The organism is Insulibacter thermoxylanivorax (assembly GCF_015472005.1).
In the GTDB taxonomy this organism is placed as follows: Bacteria; Bacillota; Bacilli; order Paenibacillales; family DA-C8; genus Insulibacter; species Insulibacter thermoxylanivorax.
In genome coordinates this window covers 17,055-36,208 of the sequence record NZ_BMAQ01000048.1, presented here as the reverse complement: position 1 = coordinate 36,208, position 19,154 = coordinate 17,055, and the positions used below count along the sequence as shown (strand labels likewise).

Here is a 19,154-nt window from a genome sequence, read left to right as displayed (position 1 = left end):
CTTATCTCGTCCTTTCCTCATTGATCTTAGGCGGCTGGAATTGCTTGCCGAAACTCCGGACATCGATATCGTACTTCACTTTCACCTCTGCACGCGGGTATTGGCTGAACCAGTCATATCGGTTGTATTCGTCCCATGTCCAGAACTTCTTCCTCGCTTCAAGATGCCACAGGAACGGTTCGCCGCGATATTCCTCCTGGGTCTTGCGTATGAAGTTCATCGTCCCACGCTCCAGCACATCCTCGATGAATCGATCGAGTTTATCGATATTCTGCTGATTGCCGACATAATCGATCATACTCTGGATCGAGAGGATCTGCATATCCATGCGCACCGTGACGTCGATCTTGGGCGCTTCGCCGGAAAGGTCAAGCTGAACCCGGGGTGCTCCCTTCCTTAACAGATGAACGCTCACCCGCTCCCCCTTATGGATCGGATCGGGAAAGGAGATCACCTGCGAGCGGTACAAGTCATCAGGCCGGAGCATCAAGCTGTAACGCGTCTCCTCACCGCTTAATACACCGATCATCTTGCCCTGCTTGATCACCGCTGAACCGATGATCTGTACCGGATCGCTTTCCTCCGTCGGCACTTCGCCAGCTTTGTATTTGTCCTCGTATTCATACAAGGGAGCCTCGACTTTCTCGGTCGTCGCATAGATCGCCAAGAATAACTCGCCGGAGAGAGCCTTGAGATAGTCATTGATCGTAGAGTTCGGGACAAGACCCGATTCCTCCCATTGGTCGATCATGAATTCATAATACTTATACGGTCTGGTCTCCAGCCGCGGTTTGTTCTTGCGAATAAAACGCTGCGCCGGCTCGCGCGAGATGATCAGATTCATCTCACGCCTCATCTCGGGCAGTCTGATCAGACCGGCGATCATCTCATGCAATTGATGCGTACGCGCCAGTTCCTCGGAGATGACGATCGATTGCAGATGGGTAAAGTTCATGCGCCGCGGAATGATGGTCTTCGACAGTTCCTTGGCATTGACGATATCCGTCGCCGTGATCGTAATTATATCACTGGGCGGCTCTTCCTCCGCTTGGCTTCGATCTGTAGAGCCTACTTGCGGGTTCGCAATCTGGAAGGTTACTTTGATGAACTGATCATCTGCCCGATCCAGACCTAATACGACCACATGGGCCAGGCGCTCAATCTCTGCATAGTCAGCACAGCCGCTTAGGAAGACGGTCAGCAGCCATAAACTGGCCGCGATCAGGATGCGGATCGTTTTGTATCTCACCTGACTTTTCGCCTCCTCCACAGATGAAGGATCCATAGGCCAAAGGGCAGCAGCAAGTAGAAGATGGAGGTCGTCATCATCAGTACATCTCTTAGGAAAATCATCTGCATCACATTTTCTTGAATCATGCCGATATAGAGGACCAAACCGGTCATGGGTATGATCAGCATCTCGAATTCTTGAATCTTGAACAATCTGGCGAAGAGATAAGCCAAGATATAGAGATAGAGCGCGAAGTGCAGGATCGCCGCGATGATCCAGACCCCCAGGAACAAGGCATCCATATGTGCTTCCATACCGAATAAACTGGAAGATCTCGTCAATTGCTGATATGGATAAGGCATACTTGCAATTGCGGGGTAATCAAAGACCATCACATACACCGCGTTGAACACGATGAGCATGAGAGCTGAGACGGCGAAACCGATCCATACCCCATCTCTCAAAGCCTTGTATGACGTCGTATATGGAAAGAAAAAAGCTATCAAAAACAGCTCGACATACAGGGAGCTGTGGGTAACGCCGCGCAGCAGAATGACATCCAGTCCCGGTCCCAGAAGCGGGAACAGCTGACTGATCTTCATATGCTGCCAAGTCGTTAAGAGCAGCAGGATAACGATTCCCGCGATCAACCAGAACAAGAGCCAGGACATCCGGCCGAGGGTTTCGAAGCCACGGATGGAGACGAGCGCACAGAAGAGGAGGAACAACACATATAAAGCTTCGATCGAGGTTTGCGGGAAGAACAGCGTGTTGACGATATCAATATAGCTCCTCGAATTGACAAAGGTGCTGATGAACAGCCAGAGGAAGATGAACAGCATGATGAGCGTGCTCCCCCAGCGCCCGGTCAAGGTGAGCAGCAGATCGTACAGCCCCGTTTGGTATCTCTTAAGGAGATGCAGGATGAGGAGCAGCGGGATCAAAACAACCAGCCCGTTGATCAAGGATACGAGCCAAGCGGCATTCATCGCATGATGGATGAGGATATCCGGCGTCGTATCCGACACCTTCATGGCGATTAAGAATGTAGCCACGGCAAGCTGTTCCCGCGCACCGATCTTCCCATCTGTTATATGCATATCAGCTGTTCCTTTCCGGCGGATCTGATCTGATCGTATCCTTCGGGCTGAGATTGGCCGGCCGGATCCACTGCCTCCATACCGGCGGCCGCAGGAAGGTGTCATCTGAAGAGCTGAGGCTCGGCGCCACCGGAGACATGAAGGGCACGCCGAAGGATTTGAAGGAGACGAGATAAGCCATCACATAAGTCATATATAGTGCCAGGCCGAAGAAGCCGAACCAAGCGGCGAAGACGATGAAGATAAACCGTTGGATGCGAATCGAGAAGTTCAGTGTGATATCCGGCACGATATAGGAAGCCAGCCCCGTGATGGCGACGATGATCACGAGGATCGGGCTGACCAGATTGGCGTCCACCGCCGCTTGCCCGAGGACCAGGGCACCGACGATGCCGATCGTTGAACCGATCGTAGCAGGCACCCGGACGACCGATTCCCGCAGCAGTTCAAAGGTGAGTTCCATGAACAAGATCTCCGCTAACACCGGGAAGGGCACCCGCTCCCGTACTGCTGCGATCGCCAGCATGAGGTCCGTCGGCAGCATCTCGACATGGTAGTTGCTGATCGCGATATAGACCGAAGGGATCAGCATCGTGAGGAGAATCGAGGTGATGCGCATAAGACGCATAAAGTTGCCGGTCAGCCAGCGGTTGTACTGATCTTCTGCGGCATGGAACAGCGACCAGAAGGTGATCGGCGCGATCAACACCACGGGGGAATTGTCCATGACCACAGCCGTATGGCCCTCCTGCAGGAAGGCGGCGACGCGGTCGGGGCGTTCTGTAAGCATCACCGACGGAAGCAGGGAGTACGGCCGATCCTCCAGATGCTGAGCCAGGATGTACAGATTCGGCACATTGTCTCTTTGCACTTGCTCGATGCGCCGCTTCACGCGATCGACGATCTGTTCACTCGCGATGTTGCGCAGATACATCAAGTAGACGGGTTGCTTGCGATGCTGACCGATGTGCACCTTCTCACACTGAAGCTGATTGTCCTTGAGGTACTTGCGGATCAGTGAGCGGTTCACATCCGCCGCTTCGACGAAGGCCTCCTTGGGACCGTTGATCACCTGCTCAACGGTCGGCGACGAGATATTCCGGTGTTTGAATCCGCGGGTATCTGCGACGATCGCCTGCTGAACTTCCGGGAGGAGCAGGATCGTATTGCCGCTTAGGAGTTCATCGACGATATCTTGATAATGATTCGATAATTTGATCGACAGGGAGGAGAGCACATGATCCTTGACAAAATTCAGCCGATCGACGGCTGCCTCCTCAAGCTCCCGCTTCTCCAATTCCAGCATCGGCTTCAGCATATTCTCTTCGATAGCCCTCGCATCCGCCGCCCCTTCGATGTACAGGATCACCGCGTGCATGTTCAAGGATTGGACATAGACGCGCCTTACCCTTAGGGCGAGATTATCCGGATAAGCGAATACTTCCCGCAGCTGCAAGACGTTCAGTTCAAGGTTACTCGTCAGCTCGCCTTCCAGATAGACCTTCGGCGATGGTTTGTCGCTGGTATTCGGACCTGTGCTTATTCTCCACGGCTTGAACAACAAGGCGAGTTCCCCCTTCGCATGCATCTCCTGCACGCATCTCCTATAAGATTCACATCATGGTCATATCATGGTGCACATCTTAAGTTTTCCAATTTCGCATATTTTTATCACGAACAAACAACAATCACCCTGTTAACATGCAAAGTCAACAGGGTGATCGAGCGGCAAGCAACGCTGCTTAGTTAACAAGCGGCAGTTAAGATGACTGGCTGCGCAGAGGTTTTAAGGCGCTTGCCCAGGCATTCAGCTGGTCGAGCATGGCATTCACCGAATCGGTATGATGCTCGCCGGGTTTGAACACGCTGAAGTTCTCAAAGTCCGTGAAGAGCGACAAGCCCACCTGTGCCCGTACATCGGCCACCTGCAGTTCGCCCATGATGATGCGCAGGTTTTCCACCGCGCGGGCTCCCAAGAAACTTCCCCAGCCTACGAATGCCGCGGCTTTGTTGTTCCATTCATAATAGAGAAAGTCGATCGCATTCTTCAGCGCTCCGGAGGTTGCCCGGTTGTATTCCGGGGTGCAGAAGATGAAGCCGTCAAGGGAAGCGATCTTCTCCGACCATTTCTTCGTATGTTCCTTCGCATACTCCGTGGACATCGACGGAGGAACAGGTTCATCATAGATCGGCAAGTTATAATCGGCGATATCGACGATCTCATAATCCGCATCGCCCCGCTGCTGCGCAATGTCGTACACCCATTTGGCCACTTGTTCAGCTACGCGGCCGGGACGGGTGCTGCCGATGATGATTCCGATTTTGTTTCTGCTCATAAGAAGTTACCTCCTGTTGTTTTTGTCATCATGCTTTTCCAGCAACACCCTAAAGTATCCCCAGCCCTTGCCAATTCATTCGATGCAGCAAAAAAGCTGCCCCGCGAGGAGGATAACCTGCTCGCTGGACAGCTGTCCTTCGTTATGTTCATTCTGCTCTGCTCAAATGATCCTGCCTGTTCGATAGGTTCTGCGGGCGTCAGAGGTGCTTCCCGATATTGTAATGCTGCATGTTGTAATGCTGCATGTTGTAATGCTGAGTACGCAAGGTCACATGGCCGAGATACTCACGATCGACCTCGACGCCGATCCCGGGTCCCTCCGGCACGGCGATCTTCCCAGCGCTCACGGCAACCGGAGGAGAGATTACATCACGTTCCCAGTACCTGTCGGAAGCCGAGATATCACCCGGCAGGGTGAAGCCGGGCAGCGTCGCCAAGGCGATATTGTGCGCCCGGCCGATCCCCGTCTCGAGCATCCCGCCGCACCACACCGGTACGCCGTGCGAAGCGCACAGATCGTGAATCTGAAGGGCCGAGGTGAGACCGCCCACTCTGCCGATCTTGATATTGACCACCCGGCAGCTGCCCAGAGTCAAGGCATGCCGCACATGATCAAGACTGACGAGGCTTTCATCAAGGCAGATCGGTGTGGCAAGCTGCTTCTGCAGCGCTGCGTGGTCGATGATGTCCTCTGCATCCAGCGGCTGTTCGATCATCATCAGGTTATACTCATCCAGCCGCATCAGATGCGGCGCATCCGCCGGCGTATAAGCGGAATTCGCATCCGCCATCAGTGCCAGACCCGGATAGGCAGCGCGGATGCTGCGGATCAAGTCGATATCCATCCCCGGCTTGATCTTCACCTTCACCCTTCGATATCCCGCCTCTATACTGCGTTCGATCGCCTCATACAGCTTCTCGGTCGTCGGCTGCAGGCCGATGGCGATGCCCGTTTCGATCTCCTTCCGGACGCCTCCCAGCACCTCTGCCAGAGGTTTGTCTTGCAGCTTAGCATATAGATCCCATACCGCCGTCTCCAGCCCCGCCTTAGCCATGGGATTCCGCTTGATGCCTGCGAATAACCGGGAGACCTCCCGCGGATGTTCAAGCCGCTTGCCGAGAAGCTGCGGGATGAGGAAGGATTCCACGATATGCCATGCGGTGCCGATCGTCTCCTCCGTATACCAAGGTTCGGCAAAGGCCACGCACTCCCCCCAGCCGATGCAGCCGGACTCGTCCTGCACCTCGATCAGGATCGTCTCCCGGTCGTGATAGACGCCGTATGACGCCGCAAAAGGGCTCTTAAGCGGCATGCGGATATGATGGAGCGTAATCGAAGCGATATGCATAGCCCTGAATCTCCCTTGCTTATGATAGCGGATTGGTTAGCAGATTGGTGATTAGTGAATGCTGATTGCACTTAAGATTGTTCGGCGGCCTGCTCTGCTTGCACAGCCAATGCCGGCAGCTCTCTGCGCAGCAGCTTGCCGGAGGCATTCCGCGGAAGCATGTTCACGAAGTAGAAACGGGCGGGAATCTTGTACCGAGCCAGCTTGTCCTTGAGATATTCACGCAGCTCTTCCTCCGACAGCTGGGCATCTTCCCGCAGGACGACGCAGGCAATCGGCACCTGCCCCCAGCGCTCATCAGCAACGCCGGTCACTCCCGCTTCCTTGACGGCAGGATGCTGCAGCAACGCCGCTTCGATCTCAGCCGGGTAGACATTCTCCCCGCCGGAGATGATGAGATCCTTCCTGCGGTCAAGTACATAGAGGAAGCCGTCCTCATCCAGGTATCCGATATCCCCCGTCGCCAGCCAGCCGCCTTTCATCGCTTCCGCAGTCGCCTGCGGCCGGTTCCAATAACCCTTGGTCACATTCGGACCGCGCACCAGGATCTCGCCGGCTTCCCCCGGGAGGGCATCCCCGCCCCGTTCGCCGGCGATCCGGATCTCTGCTTGGAACAGCGGCTTGCCAACCGAACCCAGTTTGGACAGGGCATATTCCGGCGGCAGGGTCACGATCTGAGATGCCGTCTCCGTCATACCGTAGGTTTGATAGACAGGGATGCCTTTGGCCGCGCAGGATTCAAGCAAAGGACGCGGCGCGGGACCGCCGCCGAGGAGCATGCAGCGGAATTCAGGAGGATAGGTGCGGCCGCCGAGATCCTCTAACATGCGAGCCAGCATATTGCTGACGACGGACATGATCGTCACGCCCTGCTCGAGGATGGCGCGGTTGGCGTTTGCCGGGTCGAACTTGCGGTGGATGATTATCGTCATGCCATAGATCACGCTGCGCCAGATGATAGACAGACCGCTGATATGGAAGAGCGGTACGGCAGCAAGCCAGCGTTCCGTGCTGCTCAGCCCTAGATTCAGCACCGAGCCGACGGCAGAGGACCAGTGATTGCCATAGGTGAGCATGACGCCCTTCGGCGCCCCCGTCGTACCTGAGGTGTACATGATCGACTGGACGGCCTCCGCGTCGATGTAAGCCGTGAGGGAGCATTCGGTTTCCTGCAGTTCGGACAGCCCCTCTGCTTGAATCAGCAACAGCTGGGGCAGCCTGCCGAGGACCTCCTCAGCCAGCTGCCCGTTCGCCTCATCGTATATCAGGTGCATGCATGCCGCATCTTCGATCTGGAAGCTGAGCTCATGGGCGGTTAACCGCGTGTTCAGCGGCATGAGGATCGCACCGAGATAAGTCAGCGCATGGACGAGTGCCACGAAATCCGCGCTGCTTGTGCAGAGGAGACCAACGACGGCGCCTTGCCTGATGCCTAGACCGGATAACTTCCGTGCCGTACGCTGCGAGCGCTCCCGGAGTTCCCGGAAGGTCAGCTCTTCCTTGCCGTCGATGAGCGCCAGCCGATCCGGCGTGAGAGCTGCCCGCTTATCCAACCAATGCTGCATCTGGTTCTGCATTCGTCTGCCTCCTGTGCCTCGCGCGTCCGCATCACGGGAAGCGCGGGAATTTTGAGAAGTCCGGACGTCTCTTCTCCTTGAAGGCATCCCGGCCTTCCTTCGCCTCATCCGTCGTATAGAACAAGAGCGTCGCGTCGCCGGCGAGCTGCTGAATGCCGGCCAACCCGTCGGTATCCGCATTGAAGGCCGCTTTCAGGAAGCGGATCGCCGTCGGACTCTTCTCCAGGATCTCCCGGCACCACTTCACCGTCTCTTCTTCTAATTTCTCCAGCGGTACAACGGCGTTGACGAGGCCCATCTCCAGCGCTTCCTGCGCATTGTACTGGCGGCATAGATACCAGATCTCGCGCGCTTTCTTATGGCCTACGATGCGCGCCAACAGGCCGGCGCCGTAGCCGCCGTCGAAACTGCCGACCATCGGGCCGGTCTGACCGAAGATGGCATTGTCCGCAGCGATCGTCAAATCGCAGACGATATGCAGGACATGGCCGCCGCCAATCGCATAGCCTGCGACCATCGCGATCACCGGTTTTGGAATCGTGCGAATCATTCGCTGCAAGTCAAGGACGTTGAGCCGTGGAATCTGATCATCGCCGACGTAGCCGCCGTGGCCGCGCACCTTCTGGTCGCCGCCGGAACAGAAGGCAAGATCACCCGCGCCCGTCAAGATGATGACGCCGATCTCCGAATCATCGCGTGCCCGCGCGAAGGCATCCATCATCTCTATGACCGTCTGCGGCCGAAATGCATTGCGCACTTCAGGACGGTTGATCGTAATCTTCGCCATTCCTTCATAGGTCTCGTAGATGATATCTTCATAGCTGCCCTGCTTAATCCATGGTACAACAGACATCTTCACGCCATCCTTTCTACTGTAAAGAAGTAAGAAACTTTATCACCATTGTATCAAAAATATCCGGCACTTCCACATGTACGATATGCCCCGCATGCTCTGCCAGCTCGAAGCGGCTGTGCGGGATGAGCGCATGCATCTTTCGGGCGATGCGGACGAATTTCTCATCTTCTTCGCCTGCGATAAGCAGCACAGGCATCGGCAGCTGGTGCAGGTATTCCCACCAGGATGGCTGAGTGCCGGTGCCCATGCCGCGCAGGCTCGCAGCGAGCCCTGCGGGGGAGTTCGCGAGCCGCTGGCGGCGAAGAGCAAGCTGCACATCCTCCGGCAAACGGCGCACCGAAGCAAAAAGCGGGAGGTTCTCCCAGTAAGCGACGAACGGCGCCAGCCCTTCCCGCTCGATGCGCTGGGCGAGCGCCTCATCTTGCCGGATCCGCGCCGCCCGCTCTTCCTGCGTCCGAAGCCCCGGCGAACTGCTCTCCAGGATCAGCGACCGCACCCGCTGTGGCGCCGACATCGCAAGGGACATCGCCAGCCGTCCGCCCATCGAATAGCCGAGCACATGGGCGCTGTTGATCTCTAGAGCATCAAGAAGCGCCGTCAGATCAGCAGCAGCCTGCTCCATGCGGTACCTCGCGGGATCTGTCGGCGCCTCGGTCTTGCCATGGCCCAAGAGATCGACGGCGATGGTGCGGTACCGCTGCGACCAGGCGGGAATGAAGCGGCGCCAGCTCTCGCTGCTGCCCGTAAATCCGTGCAGCAGAAGCAGCGCCTCGCCCGTACCGGACTCCTGCAGATGATAGCGTACACCGTTTACTTCACAATACACTGCTGTCCCTCCCGTCCGCTAAGCTGTCATTCCTTACGTCCATCCTTCGCTTCCGACCGCTTATCCTTCCCTTCCGGCCGCTTGCCTGCTTTGTATGCGTTCGGCGATCAGCCGCCAGATCCGGCGGTGATGTTCAGCATTTGCTCGGCGATCCGTCGGCACCTCGATCACATCGAGCCCGTCCGCAGATACCGCTTGGCTGACGGCTTCGCGGAACAGCTCCCAGGTATCCGCCTTCGTATACCGGCCGCCGTACATCGCCGCCGCATGGCGGAAATCGAGGCCGATGGGAGTGCCGAACAATAGCTCATAATGCCGCGGCAGATCCGCCTGCGGCAGGAAGGAGAAGATCCCGCCGCCGTCATTGTTCACAACGATAATCGTGATTGGCAGCTGATAGAGCTTCGCAGCGAGCAGTCCGTTCATATCGTGATAGAAGGAGAGATCGCCGAGGACGAGCACGACGCGCTCGCCTGCCGCGCTGATCCCCATGGCCGTGGAGACCAGCCCGTCGATGCCGTTGGCCCCGCGGTTGCCGGCCATGCGGACCCCCCGTTCATCCACCGCATAGAAGGCATCGAGATCGCGGATCGGCATCGAGTTGCCGGCAAGCAGCACCGTGCCTGCAGGCAGCAGTTCCCGCAGTTCCGTGAAGACGCGGCCCTCGAACAGATCCTCGATCTCCGGATCCAAGGCGCCTTCCTGCATCACACGTCTGCTGATCTCGTTAAGCTGCTGCCACTCAGCCAGCCAAGCTCCGTCTCGCCCGCTCGGCGGATAGCCGCTGCGAATGCCGGTCGGTCCCCCTGCTTGACCTGCAAGCTTGTCCGCCAACGAGCGGCACAGCTGCACGGGATCGGCGCTGATCATATCGCTGGCGAGCAGCGTCGGATCACGCCAGCCGCCGTCATCGACGACGATGAGCCGGCTGTCCGCATGCCGGTTCATATACTGCAGGAGCGGTTTCGATACCGGCATCGCGCCGAACCTGAGGATGACCTCCGGCTCCAAACTTTCCGCTGTCCGTTCATCGCGCAGGAAGGCATCGTAGGCGTCGATGATCACATCCTGCCGATGCGAACCGCTCCGCAGCTGGGAGAGCGGATCGGCAAGCACGGGATAGCCGAGCACGGCTGCCAGCTCCGTTACCGCTTCGGCGAAGGCAGGCATGTCCATAGGCCCGCACACGATGAGCCCCCTGCCGTGCGCCTTCAGCTGTTCCGCCAGCGCTTGCACGGTCTCAGGCGGCAGCTGCTTCACGCCGAACGTCACTTCCACATAAGCCCGGTCCCCGTCCCGCCCGGCTGCGAAGAGATCCGGATGATCGAGATCGGGAAGCAGCGGTTCTCTAAGCGGAAAGTTCAGATGTACGGGCCCCAGGGGCTGCTGCATCGCCTCGGCAGCCGCACGGGCGGCCGTCATCCGGGCATGCCGCAGCATAAGGGGAGCCGCTTCCGGGATCGGCATCTCCATGAACCACTTGACCTGGCGGCCGTACATTGCGATCTGATCGATCGTCTGCGGTGCTCCCACATCCCGCAGTTCATGGGGCCGGTCGGCGGTGAGCACGATGAGCGGCACGCGGGCAAGCTTCGCCTCGGCGATCGCCGGCATATAATTAGCCGCCGCCGTCCCCGACGTACAGAGCAGGGCAACGGGAACGCGCCTTGCCTTCGCCAATCCCAGGGCGAAGAAGCCGGCAGAGCGCTCATCGACGATCATCCACACCCTAAGCTGCGGATGTTCAGCGGCAAGCACCGCCAGCGGCGTCGACCGCGAACCGGGGCTGATGACGATGTGTTCGACACCCGAGCGAACCAATTCATCGATGAAAGCACTTAAGTAGAGGGTTGGTCCTTCCGTCAAAGCTCTTCTCTCCTTCTTCTTGGTTCCATGCACCTTGCAGGCAGCTCGATCTGGTATTCAATAAGCTTCTGCACGTTACACGATGCGCACACCTTACAAAGCAGCGATGAGCGATGAAATAAGGGAAGTAAGATTTCCTCTATTTCGTTATTTGTCCATTTCTTGCGAAATAGTGCAAGTCAGATTTCCCTTATTCCCCAAAAGATGACCTAAAAACATGGTATTAAAGCGAAAAAAGAGAAATAGAAGAAATTCGACTTCCTCTAATTTCTGTTTTTTCGTGTTTTAAGCAGATTAGTGTAAATCTGACTTCCTTAATTTGCGAAAGTTAATTGGATGCATCTATTTGCAACAGTTTGGCAAAATTCATTCGATTCAGTTATTTGCAACATATTAGCAAAAGTCATTTGCTCCAGTTATTTGCAACATATTAGCAAAAGTCATTTGCTCCAGTTATTTGCAACATTCGGCTTCAATCTCTTGCTTCAGATACCCCAAAGCCGACAGCATCGGCCGGAACTTCAGAGCCGTCTCCTCATATTCGCTGTGCGGGTCCGAATCGCCGACGATGCCGCACCCCGCGAACAGCACCGCTTCGCGGCCGCGGATCAGCGCCGAGCGAATAGCCACGGCGAATTCCCCGTCCTGTTCACGGTTCAGCCAGCCGACCGGCGCCGCATACCATCCGCGGTCCATCTTCTCGAACCGGCGGATCGCCGCCATCGCCGTATCCTGCGGCATGCCTCCCAAGGCCGGCGTAGGGTGCAGCCGTTCTACGGCCTGAAGCAGCGTAGCCCCTTCCCGTGCCCAACCGGTGATCGGCGTGAGCAGATGCTGGATATCCTTCAGCTTGTGCAGGATCGGGGCGTCGGGCACGTCCACCTGCTCGCACAGCGCCCTCATCTCATCGACGATCATCTGTACCGTGAGCTGATGCTCATGGAGATTCTTCTGATCATGATAAAGCGCTTCACCCAGCCTCTGATCTTCCGCCTCCGTCGCGCCGCGGGCGATCGATCCGGCCAGGGACAAGGTATGGAATTCCCTGCCCTTGCTTCTCATCAGCCGCTCCGGCGTAGCTCCTGCAAAACAACTGCTCCCGTATCCGAAGGCGAAGACATAGCTGTTCGTCTGTTCTTGCAGCAAGCGCCGCAGGATCGCCGCGATCGGATAATCCTGCTCCGCGTATAGCCGGATCGAACGCGCAAGCACCACCTTCTCCATCTCGCCCGCCCGAATCGCTTCCGCTGCCTCCTCAACGGCTTGCATCCAGTCAGTTGGGGATATTTCTTCCTTATATATAATGTCCGCATCTGCGTGCGCGGTCTCTTCTTCGCTCAGATCTTGCGAATCGCAAGCGGCCAGGAAATCGATTTCCTCTTGCCAATCCAGAGTTTCGCTATATTCCGATACGATTTTGTTCAGCGTGATCCAGACGCCGTCCTCTCTATGCGTGAACATGATCCGGGGGAGGACGAATCTAGCAGATGGGTATTCCCTCCAGTCGCTTGAAGAAGGATTCAGAGGATCAAAGGAAAAACCGCCGAACAGATGCGGTCCCGCATATTCGGGTGCTCCTTCCGATCCGATACTGCGGGCAGCGATCTCCGCCCAGCGCCGCTCGATCTCCTGATAGCGCCCGGAAACCTTGTCGGACTCGATCAGATAAGCACAGCCGAGACCGGCGAAGGTAAGCTTCCTACCGGGTTCAGACCAAAAAAAAACGGTTCTCCGCGAAACCTTTCTCCTTATATGAAAAAAGAGACAGTAAATCCGCACCGTCCGCCCGGCAAACGGTACTGACCAGCACTGCCTGTCCTCTGCGGACAGCAAGTCGTCTCCCTTCTTCCAGAAGCTGATTGCCATCGTTCAACAGCTGCTGTAAATGATGTGCATTCATGCCGTATATCACTGTTTTCACCCTTGTCATCACTATGCGCTCAAAAATCTGTTATAAGAATACACTTCTGTCCTTCATTACGTCAACTTGCGTCATGGTTTTCAACCGTTGACACCATAGGGCTGATTACCATAAACTTAACTTGAATTCATTCTATAGTAATAACTATGATGATATATGGACGATGTTGGTCTATTGTTAGAGATTTGAGGGATAGGATAGAGATAGGGAGGTTACAGCCATGCAGATCCAAGTACAGTCCACAACCGCCTCTGCCCAAGTTTGGTGGCGCCTCATGCGGCCCCATACCTTGACAGCCTCCTTCGTGCCCGTCTTCATCGGCACCGCTATGGCCTTGTTCCACAATCAACTGCATATCCCGCTGTTCATAGCGATGTTAACAGCCTCAGTGCTGGTTCAAGCCGCAACGAATATGATCAACGAATATTTCGACTACGTGCGAGGCTTGGATAACGAGCATTCCGTCGGCATCGGCGGAACGATCGTCCGCGACGGCGTCTCGCCGCGAACGGTACGCAATCTAGCCATTCTTTTCTATCTCTTCGCGGTTGCGATCGGCGTTTATATCTGTATGGAAAGTTCCTGGTGGGTCGCTGCCGTCGGTTCGCTCTCGATTCTCGTAAGCTATCTGTACAGCGCCGGCCCGATTCCGATCTCGTCCACCCCGTTGGGGGAGTTGTTCTCCGGCTTGTTCATGGGTCCGGTGATCATCATGATCACCTACTATATCCAAACGGGGATGCTGACGATGGATTTCATCCTGCTTTCAATCAGCGTCGGGCTTCTGATCGGAGCGATTAATCTGTCCAACAACATCCGCGACCTGGACGGGGACAAGGAGCATGGCCGCAAGACCTTGGCGATCCTGCTCGGTCGCCCGCGGGCGATCAAACTCCTGGCGGCCATCTTCACTGCAGCCTTCATCATCACCATCGCCCTAGTCTTCCTGGGCATCGTGACGCCGTGGGTGCTGCTGGTCATCTTCAGCATCCCGAAGGCCATACAGGCCGTGCGGCAGTTCCAAGGCAAGACGCTGCCCTATGAGATGATGCCGGCGATGCGGTCCACCGCGCAGCTGAATACGATCTTCGGTTTGCTGCTGACCGCCGGACTAGTGATCGGTTTCTTCACTCATTCTTAACTCATCCTGATCCCGAGGAAGCTTGGCTCGAACACCTGCTGTCGGCGGGCGGTTCGAGCTTTTTGTGCATTGGCAGGCAGCGAGTACTTCTATTCTATATATCTGTTCTATATATCTATTCTATATATCTGTGAACTCGTCATATGGCTTCGATCCCTTGTTTTGTATCATAGTAATCATACCATGGCTTAATAATCAATGAGTTATACAAGGAGGAACTCTTGATGAATCAACAGGGCACGATCATGGAGACGCTCGGCATCGAAACCATACATCTCAGCGCAGACCGCGTCGTATGCACGATGCCTGTCGACGGCCGCACGCGCCAGCCCTTCGGATTGCTGCATGGCGGAGCCTCCGTAGTGCTGGCCGAAACAGCGGCGAGCCTCGGTACCTTCGCGAACATCGATCAAGAGCAGGAATATGCCGTCGGAATGGAGATCAATGCCAACCATCTCCGCAGCGTCGCCGATGGTCAAGTGACAGCGACGGCGGTCCCGCTGCATCGCGGCCGAACGACGATGGTCTGGGATATTAAGATCACGGACGACAAAGATCGGCTCATCTGCGTCTCTCGCTGCACCGTGGCGATTCGTAAGAAGCCGTCCTAAGATTCCTCAGACCCCCCCCCGCCGCTTCCTTCGCCTCTTAGAGAGTCCCGCCCAGGGGGCGTACCCTCCTGGGGAAGCAACAGCACGCCTTGCTGCTGATGCTCAGAGCTGGTCAGCAGCTTAGGAAACCTTGCTCGCCGATTGTTGCTTCATGCGATGCAAGATCGCCTTCGCGATGCGGATATTCGCCCGCTCATTCAACAGGATGCCTTGACGGCTGGCGGGTTGGCAGGCCAGCACCGGGGATACCGGCTGTTCGCCGCACAGGTCACCGCCTATCACCTGATGGTCTTCCGTTGCCGTCTCACACAGGTCGATAACCTGCTGCACCGCCATGCTCCCCTGATCCCAGTCCGTCACTGCTTCCCTTCGATCCAATACATCCTTATCGACGCTGATATAGACGAGATCCGTGCGGATCTCCTCGGCTAGTTCACGGCCGTCTAAGCCCTCCTGCAGAACACTTTCCGGATAGACCTTCACCCTGTTCCGAAAGCTGAGCGGAATCTCTTCGGCCCATCGGTCCGCGGCGCCGATCAGGATCACTTTGCGCAGATTCGGCAGATCCTGCATAGCTTGCAGCACCCACGAGCCGCAGGAGATGTGATCAGGACCTGGGGCCTCCATCATATCCGGATGATGATCAAAAAGCAGCAGCGTGAACGGCCGTTTAATCTCCGAGATCAAGACATACGAAACATAGTGGTAGCTTCCTCTGCCGATCAGCGTCACCCCGCGGTTCTTGCGCCCCTGCAGCCTTCTGCGAATCATCTCCAGGGATTCCATCGCACAATATCCATTCGTCCTGTTGAGATCTGTCAGATCGATCCACTCTACGGCAGGCTGCTGCCAATAATTCTGCGGCCTTAATGCATGATCAAAGTTTAACACCGTTACCTTGCTCATCTTCACGACACTCCTTATTCGAGATCGTTCGTTACGCTGATTCAGTACCGGTACAAACTTCGCATTTCCTATGTCTTTACGGTCAACTCATACGCCCAACTCCGTCGCCATGCTGTGCTCATCAGGCCTTACATGCGGCGTTTGCTGCCCTTCTTAGTTGAAATGGACCAGATCTTCTCTTCTATATTATTATAGCATCTTGATGGACGTTCCATTTGCAGATTGGAAGGCTGGGCAAGGCCCGCGGCACCGAATCAGCAAATTCCGCCATCCCTTTCCCATGCAAAAAAAGCATGATCATTCAACGGACCATGCCTTTGCTGATAGGATATTCTAAGCGTATATGTCTGATCGGCACCGCTGAGGATCACTGAGCGATCCGGCGCAGAAACGCATGTTCGCCTGCTTCATCATTGTTCTGCGTTGTCAGGACACGGCTCCAGACCGAAGGCTCGTTCCAGATCGCGAATAGACGACTGCTCGATATGGACGATGTCGCCTAAGGTTTTTGCCATCAGGATCGACTTCGCGCTGTATTCGGCCACTTCCAATCGGTCATAGGCGTTTAACAAGCTCTGTCCAGTGACGATGACGCAGTTGTTCTTCACCAGGGCTATCGGCGTGTGCTTGGCGAAGATCGCCGCAGTTTCCGCCGGTTTCTCATAGACCGCGTTGAACGGCAGTTTCGGTGTGCCCCGCAGCAAGATATAGCTTTCGGGAATCGTCCGCGAATCGAATTCACCCTCCGTCACCGCGAAGGTCATGATATTCGGCGGATGTGCGATGATGATCGAATCGACATGCGGATGCTGTTTGTAGATCTCCTGATGAAGGAGCCAGGACTTGCTTGGCGTCGTCCCCCGCGGCTTGCGGCCATCCCGGATCACGATGAGATCTTCCGGCTCCATGAGCATCCGGTCCATGCCATGCGGCGTGATCAAGAAGTTATCCCCGTCCAAGCGATGGGAGAAGGTTCCCTGGGTGCTGGTAAACAATCTCTGTTTGTAGGCGCGGCGGATGAACTTCACCATGTCCCTGCGCAGCGCCCTTTCCTCAGACGGCGATTCAGCGGGCTCGTATTCGTCGATCGGAACCTCGCCTTTCATGCGGATGATCTCATAATCTTCATCGGTGAGTACGATCGGCTGATCGCTGCAGCGCGTTGCCTCGATCTCCAGACATGCGCAGTAATCAAGGGTCTCGAAGAGACAGAATGCATCGAAGAGATTCTCCGCACCCACGACTACCCCGTGGTTCTCCAGCATGACGGTGTTGATGCCGCGTGCGAAGACTTCAGCGATATTCTGTCCAAGCTCCTCGCTTCCTGGAAGGGCATACACGGCGAAGTCGATCTCGCCGCAGATCCTCCGTTCATTGGGCAGGAGCCTCGTATTCGGAATCTTGCGCACGATGCTGAAGGACACAAGCGCCGGAGGATGAGCATGCACGATCGCTCCAAGGTCCGGCCGTTTCTCATAGATCAGCTTATGGAAAGGAAACTCACTGGATGGACGGTGTTTGCCCACGATGGTGCCGTCCGGTTTCACACAGACCATGTCCGCGCTGGTCAGTTCCCCTTTGTCGATCCCCGCCGGGGTGATCCAGATGTCCCCGTTAGCATCCTTGATCGACAGGTTGCCGCCGGAGGTGGTCGTCATCCCATAGGTGTAGATGCGATCCATGATCATCAACAATTGTTCCGCTGGATGCAGCATATCGTATCTCATATCGGCTCGCCTCTTTTTCTTTGATCTTAGTCATTATATCTATTATAGTATCACAGCGAAACAAATCCCATATGTGATAAAAACAACACAAACGCAAATTAAACAATCATTATCCAACATCAAATCAAAATAAACAAAGAAACGCCGGTCGTCGAACGCTCGAACAACCGGCTTTTGCACCGGCCTTGAAGCAAATTTGCGAAGAATATATTGACAATGTTCCCATGCTTTGTTAAATTGGAAACTGATTATGGGAACTGGGTTTCTTGTTTGAGTTTCCGTTTGTGATCTTACTTGGAGTATCTATTCATATAGGAGGGCAACCATGAACCACCGAATGCTTACTTCCAGCCAATTGGAACTGCGCACGAAAGTCATCGAAACCTACATCGATCTTGGAATGAAGCTTGGTTTCAGCCATGTTCTGCTGGATGAGATCGCTGCGCAGCTCAGCATCAGCAAGAAGACGATCTACAAACTGTTCGACAACAAGGAAGCCCTGGTCGCTGCCTGCATCGATTATGTGTTCGAGTCCATCGATGCCGCCATATTACCCGTAGCCCAGGATCCCAACTTGAACATCATCGAGAAGATCAAGAAGCTGCTGGCGCTTGTGGCCGATAAGCTAAGTTTCTTCTCCGTCGAGCAGGTCTATGAAATTGAAGCAATCTATCCCTCTCTCTGGGAGCATATCATGCGGGAGCGCAGCATTCGCCTGGCCAGATACGGTTCTCTCTTCGAAGCGGCGATCCGGGAAGGCTTGATCAAAGACTATAACCCGCAAATCCTCGTGCAACTGCTCATGGTATCCATCGAACATTTCACGAAGGAATCCGTCATGGCGGAGCATCATCTTACCTACTCGCAAGCGCTGACTCTCGTCTCAGACATCATCTTTAATGGAATATTATTGAAGGAGTGATTCATCGTGCAAGGCAAAGTTGTTCTCGTCCTTGGAGCATCCAGCGGAATCGGGCGGGCCATCGCCAAGCAAGCGGCTTCGCTCGACGCGAAAGTCATCCTCGCTTCACGATCCGCACCAACCCTTAAGAAATTGCAGCAAGAATTATTAAAGACAGGAAAGGAAAGCTGGGTATATACCTGTGATGTATGCTCAGAGGAATCCGTCTCCGAGCTGGTGGAGAACGTCATCGATCGTTTCAAACACATCGACATCGCCATCTTAAGCTCGGGGATCCAGTTCATCGACCGGGTCCATGAACTGGATATCAATGAGGTTGATGCGATGTTCCAGACCAATGTCGTCGGCATCATCCGCTGTGCCAGACATATCCTGCCGCACATGTTGGAACGCAATCAAGGGCAGCTCGTCTTCATCTCCTCGGTGATGGGAGAAGCCGCCTTCCCGCAGATGGTCTCCTACGGAGCTACGAAAGCCGCCATCACCTGCTTTGCCCGCGGTCTGCAGAGGGAATTGCGGCATACGAATGTCCACGTGAACTTGCTCAGTCCCGGCCATATGAACACGAACATCAGCGCCCATCTCGGCGACCGCATCCCTCATTGGTACGGCAAGTCCGGATCCCTAGATGTGGAGGAAACTGCCCGCAAGATGATCCAGGCGATCCAAGCCAACAAAAAGGAAGTCATCATCGGCCGTCAGAGCTTCATGTTGACACAGCTCACAAAGTTTATGCCCGGCATGGCAAACCGAATCATTCAGAAGATCACTACTTAATGAATT

16 protein-coding genes are annotated in these 19,154 nt (G+C 55.5%); 4 read left to right on the top strand and 12 right to left on the bottom strand.

Annotated features, from left to right (window positions below):
• Position 1: 1 nt before the first annotated feature.
• The 10 genes from PRECH8_RS13815 to PRECH8_RS13770 form a co-directional block, all read right to left on the bottom strand.
• Complete coding sequence (locus PRECH8_RS13815; protein ID WP_200967678.1) at positions 2–1,249, bottom strand: Ger(x)C family spore germination protein; 1,248 nt, start codon at positions 1,247–1,249, stop codon at positions 2–4.
• Entirely contained in the window at positions 1,246–2,331 is a 1,086-nt protein-coding gene (locus PRECH8_RS13810) for a GerAB/ArcD/ProY family transporter (protein WP_200967677.1), read from the bottom strand. The genes PRECH8_RS13815 and PRECH8_RS13810 overlap by 4 nt, the downstream gene beginning before the upstream one ends.
• Position 2,332: 1 nt before the next feature.
• Complete coding sequence (locus tag PRECH8_RS13805; RefSeq protein WP_200967676.1) at positions 2,333–3,919, bottom strand: spore germination protein; 1,587 nt, start codon at positions 3,917–3,919, stop codon at positions 2,333–2,335.
• 172 nt (positions 3,920–4,091) lie between these two features.
• On the bottom strand, positions 4,092–4,667 hold the full coding sequence (locus tag PRECH8_RS13800; protein ID WP_200967675.1) for an NADPH-dependent FMN reductase: 576 nt from the start codon (positions 4,665–4,667) through the stop codon (positions 4,092–4,094).
• A gap of 199 nt (positions 4,668–4,866) precedes the next feature.
• The gene (gene menC / locus PRECH8_RS13795; RefSeq protein WP_200967674.1) at positions 4,867–6,018 is read right to left on the bottom strand and encodes an o-succinylbenzoate synthase; all 1,152 of its coding nucleotides are present in this window, start codon (positions 6,016–6,018) and stop codon (positions 4,867–4,869) included.
• A 71-nt stretch (positions 6,019–6,089) separates the two neighbouring features.
• On the bottom strand, positions 6,090–7,595 hold the full coding sequence (locus PRECH8_RS13790) for an o-succinylbenzoate--CoA ligase (RefSeq protein ID WP_200967673.1): 1,506 nt from the start codon (positions 7,593–7,595) through the stop codon (positions 6,090–6,092).
• A gap of 31 nt (positions 7,596–7,626) precedes the next feature.
• Positions 7,627–8,448 carry a 1,4-dihydroxy-2-naphthoyl-CoA synthase gene (gene menB / locus PRECH8_RS13785; RefSeq protein ID WP_200967672.1) on the bottom strand — a complete coding sequence of 274 codons (822 nt, stop codon included), beginning with the start codon at positions 8,446–8,448 and terminating at the stop codon, positions 7,627–7,629.
• A gap of 16 nt (positions 8,449–8,464) precedes the next feature.
• The gene (gene menH / locus PRECH8_RS13780) at positions 8,465–9,277 is read right to left on the bottom strand and encodes a 2-succinyl-6-hydroxy-2,4-cyclohexadiene-1-carboxylate synthase (RefSeq protein ID WP_200967671.1); all 813 of its coding nucleotides are present in this window, start codon (positions 9,275–9,277) and stop codon (positions 8,465–8,467) included.
• Positions 9,278–9,337: 60 nt separating this feature from the next.
• The gene (gene menD, locus PRECH8_RS13775) at positions 9,338–11,143 is read right to left on the bottom strand and encodes a 2-succinyl-5-enolpyruvyl-6-hydroxy-3-cyclohexene-1-carboxylic-acid synthase (RefSeq protein ID WP_200967713.1); all 1,806 of its coding nucleotides are present in this window, start codon (positions 11,141–11,143) and stop codon (positions 9,338–9,340) included.
• A 453-nt stretch (positions 11,144–11,596) separates the two neighbouring features.
• Entirely contained in the window at positions 11,597–13,009 is a 1,413-nt protein-coding gene (locus PRECH8_RS13770) for an isochorismate synthase (protein ID WP_200967670.1), read from the bottom strand.
• A gap of 275 nt (positions 13,010–13,284) precedes the next feature.
• Between PRECH8_RS13770 and PRECH8_RS13765 the strand changes: the two genes are divergently transcribed.
• Together PRECH8_RS13765 and PRECH8_RS13760 are read left to right on the top strand one after the other, a co-directional pair.
• Positions 13,285–14,205 (top strand): 1,4-dihydroxy-2-naphthoate polyprenyltransferase, encoded by a 921-nt coding sequence (locus PRECH8_RS13765; RefSeq protein ID WP_200967669.1) that lies wholly within the window; start codon positions 13,285–13,287, stop codon positions 14,203–14,205.
• Positions 14,206–14,429: 224 nt separating this feature from the next.
• On the top strand, positions 14,430–14,816 hold the full coding sequence (locus tag PRECH8_RS13760; protein WP_200967668.1) for a hotdog fold thioesterase: 387 nt from the start codon (positions 14,430–14,432) through the stop codon (positions 14,814–14,816).
• A gap of 120 nt (positions 14,817–14,936) precedes the next feature.
• Here the strand turns inward: PRECH8_RS13760 and PRECH8_RS13755 are convergent, their stop codons facing one another.
• Positions 14,937–15,722: an arginase family protein gene (locus tag PRECH8_RS13755; protein WP_200967667.1), complete on the bottom strand. Its 786-nt coding sequence runs from the start codon at positions 15,720–15,722 to the stop codon at positions 14,937–14,939.
• A 410-nt stretch (positions 15,723–16,132) separates the two neighbouring features.
• On the bottom strand, positions 16,133–17,449 hold the full coding sequence (locus PRECH8_RS13750; protein WP_200967666.1) for a class II aldolase/adducin family protein: 1,317 nt from the start codon (positions 17,447–17,449) through the stop codon (positions 16,133–16,135).
• Positions 17,450–17,774: 325 nt separating this feature from the next.
• Between PRECH8_RS13750 and PRECH8_RS13745 the strand changes: the two genes are divergently transcribed.
• Both PRECH8_RS13745 and PRECH8_RS13740 read left to right on the top strand, forming a co-directional pair.
• On the top strand, positions 17,775–18,371 hold the full coding sequence (locus PRECH8_RS13745) for a TetR/AcrR family transcriptional regulator (RefSeq protein WP_200967665.1): 597 nt from the start codon (positions 17,775–17,777) through the stop codon (positions 18,369–18,371).
• A 6-nt stretch (positions 18,372–18,377) separates the two neighbouring features.
• On the top strand, positions 18,378–19,148 hold the full coding sequence (locus PRECH8_RS13740; RefSeq protein WP_200967664.1) for an SDR family NAD(P)-dependent oxidoreductase: 771 nt from the start codon (positions 18,378–18,380) through the stop codon (positions 19,146–19,148).
• Positions 19,149–19,154: the final 6 nt, after the last annotated feature.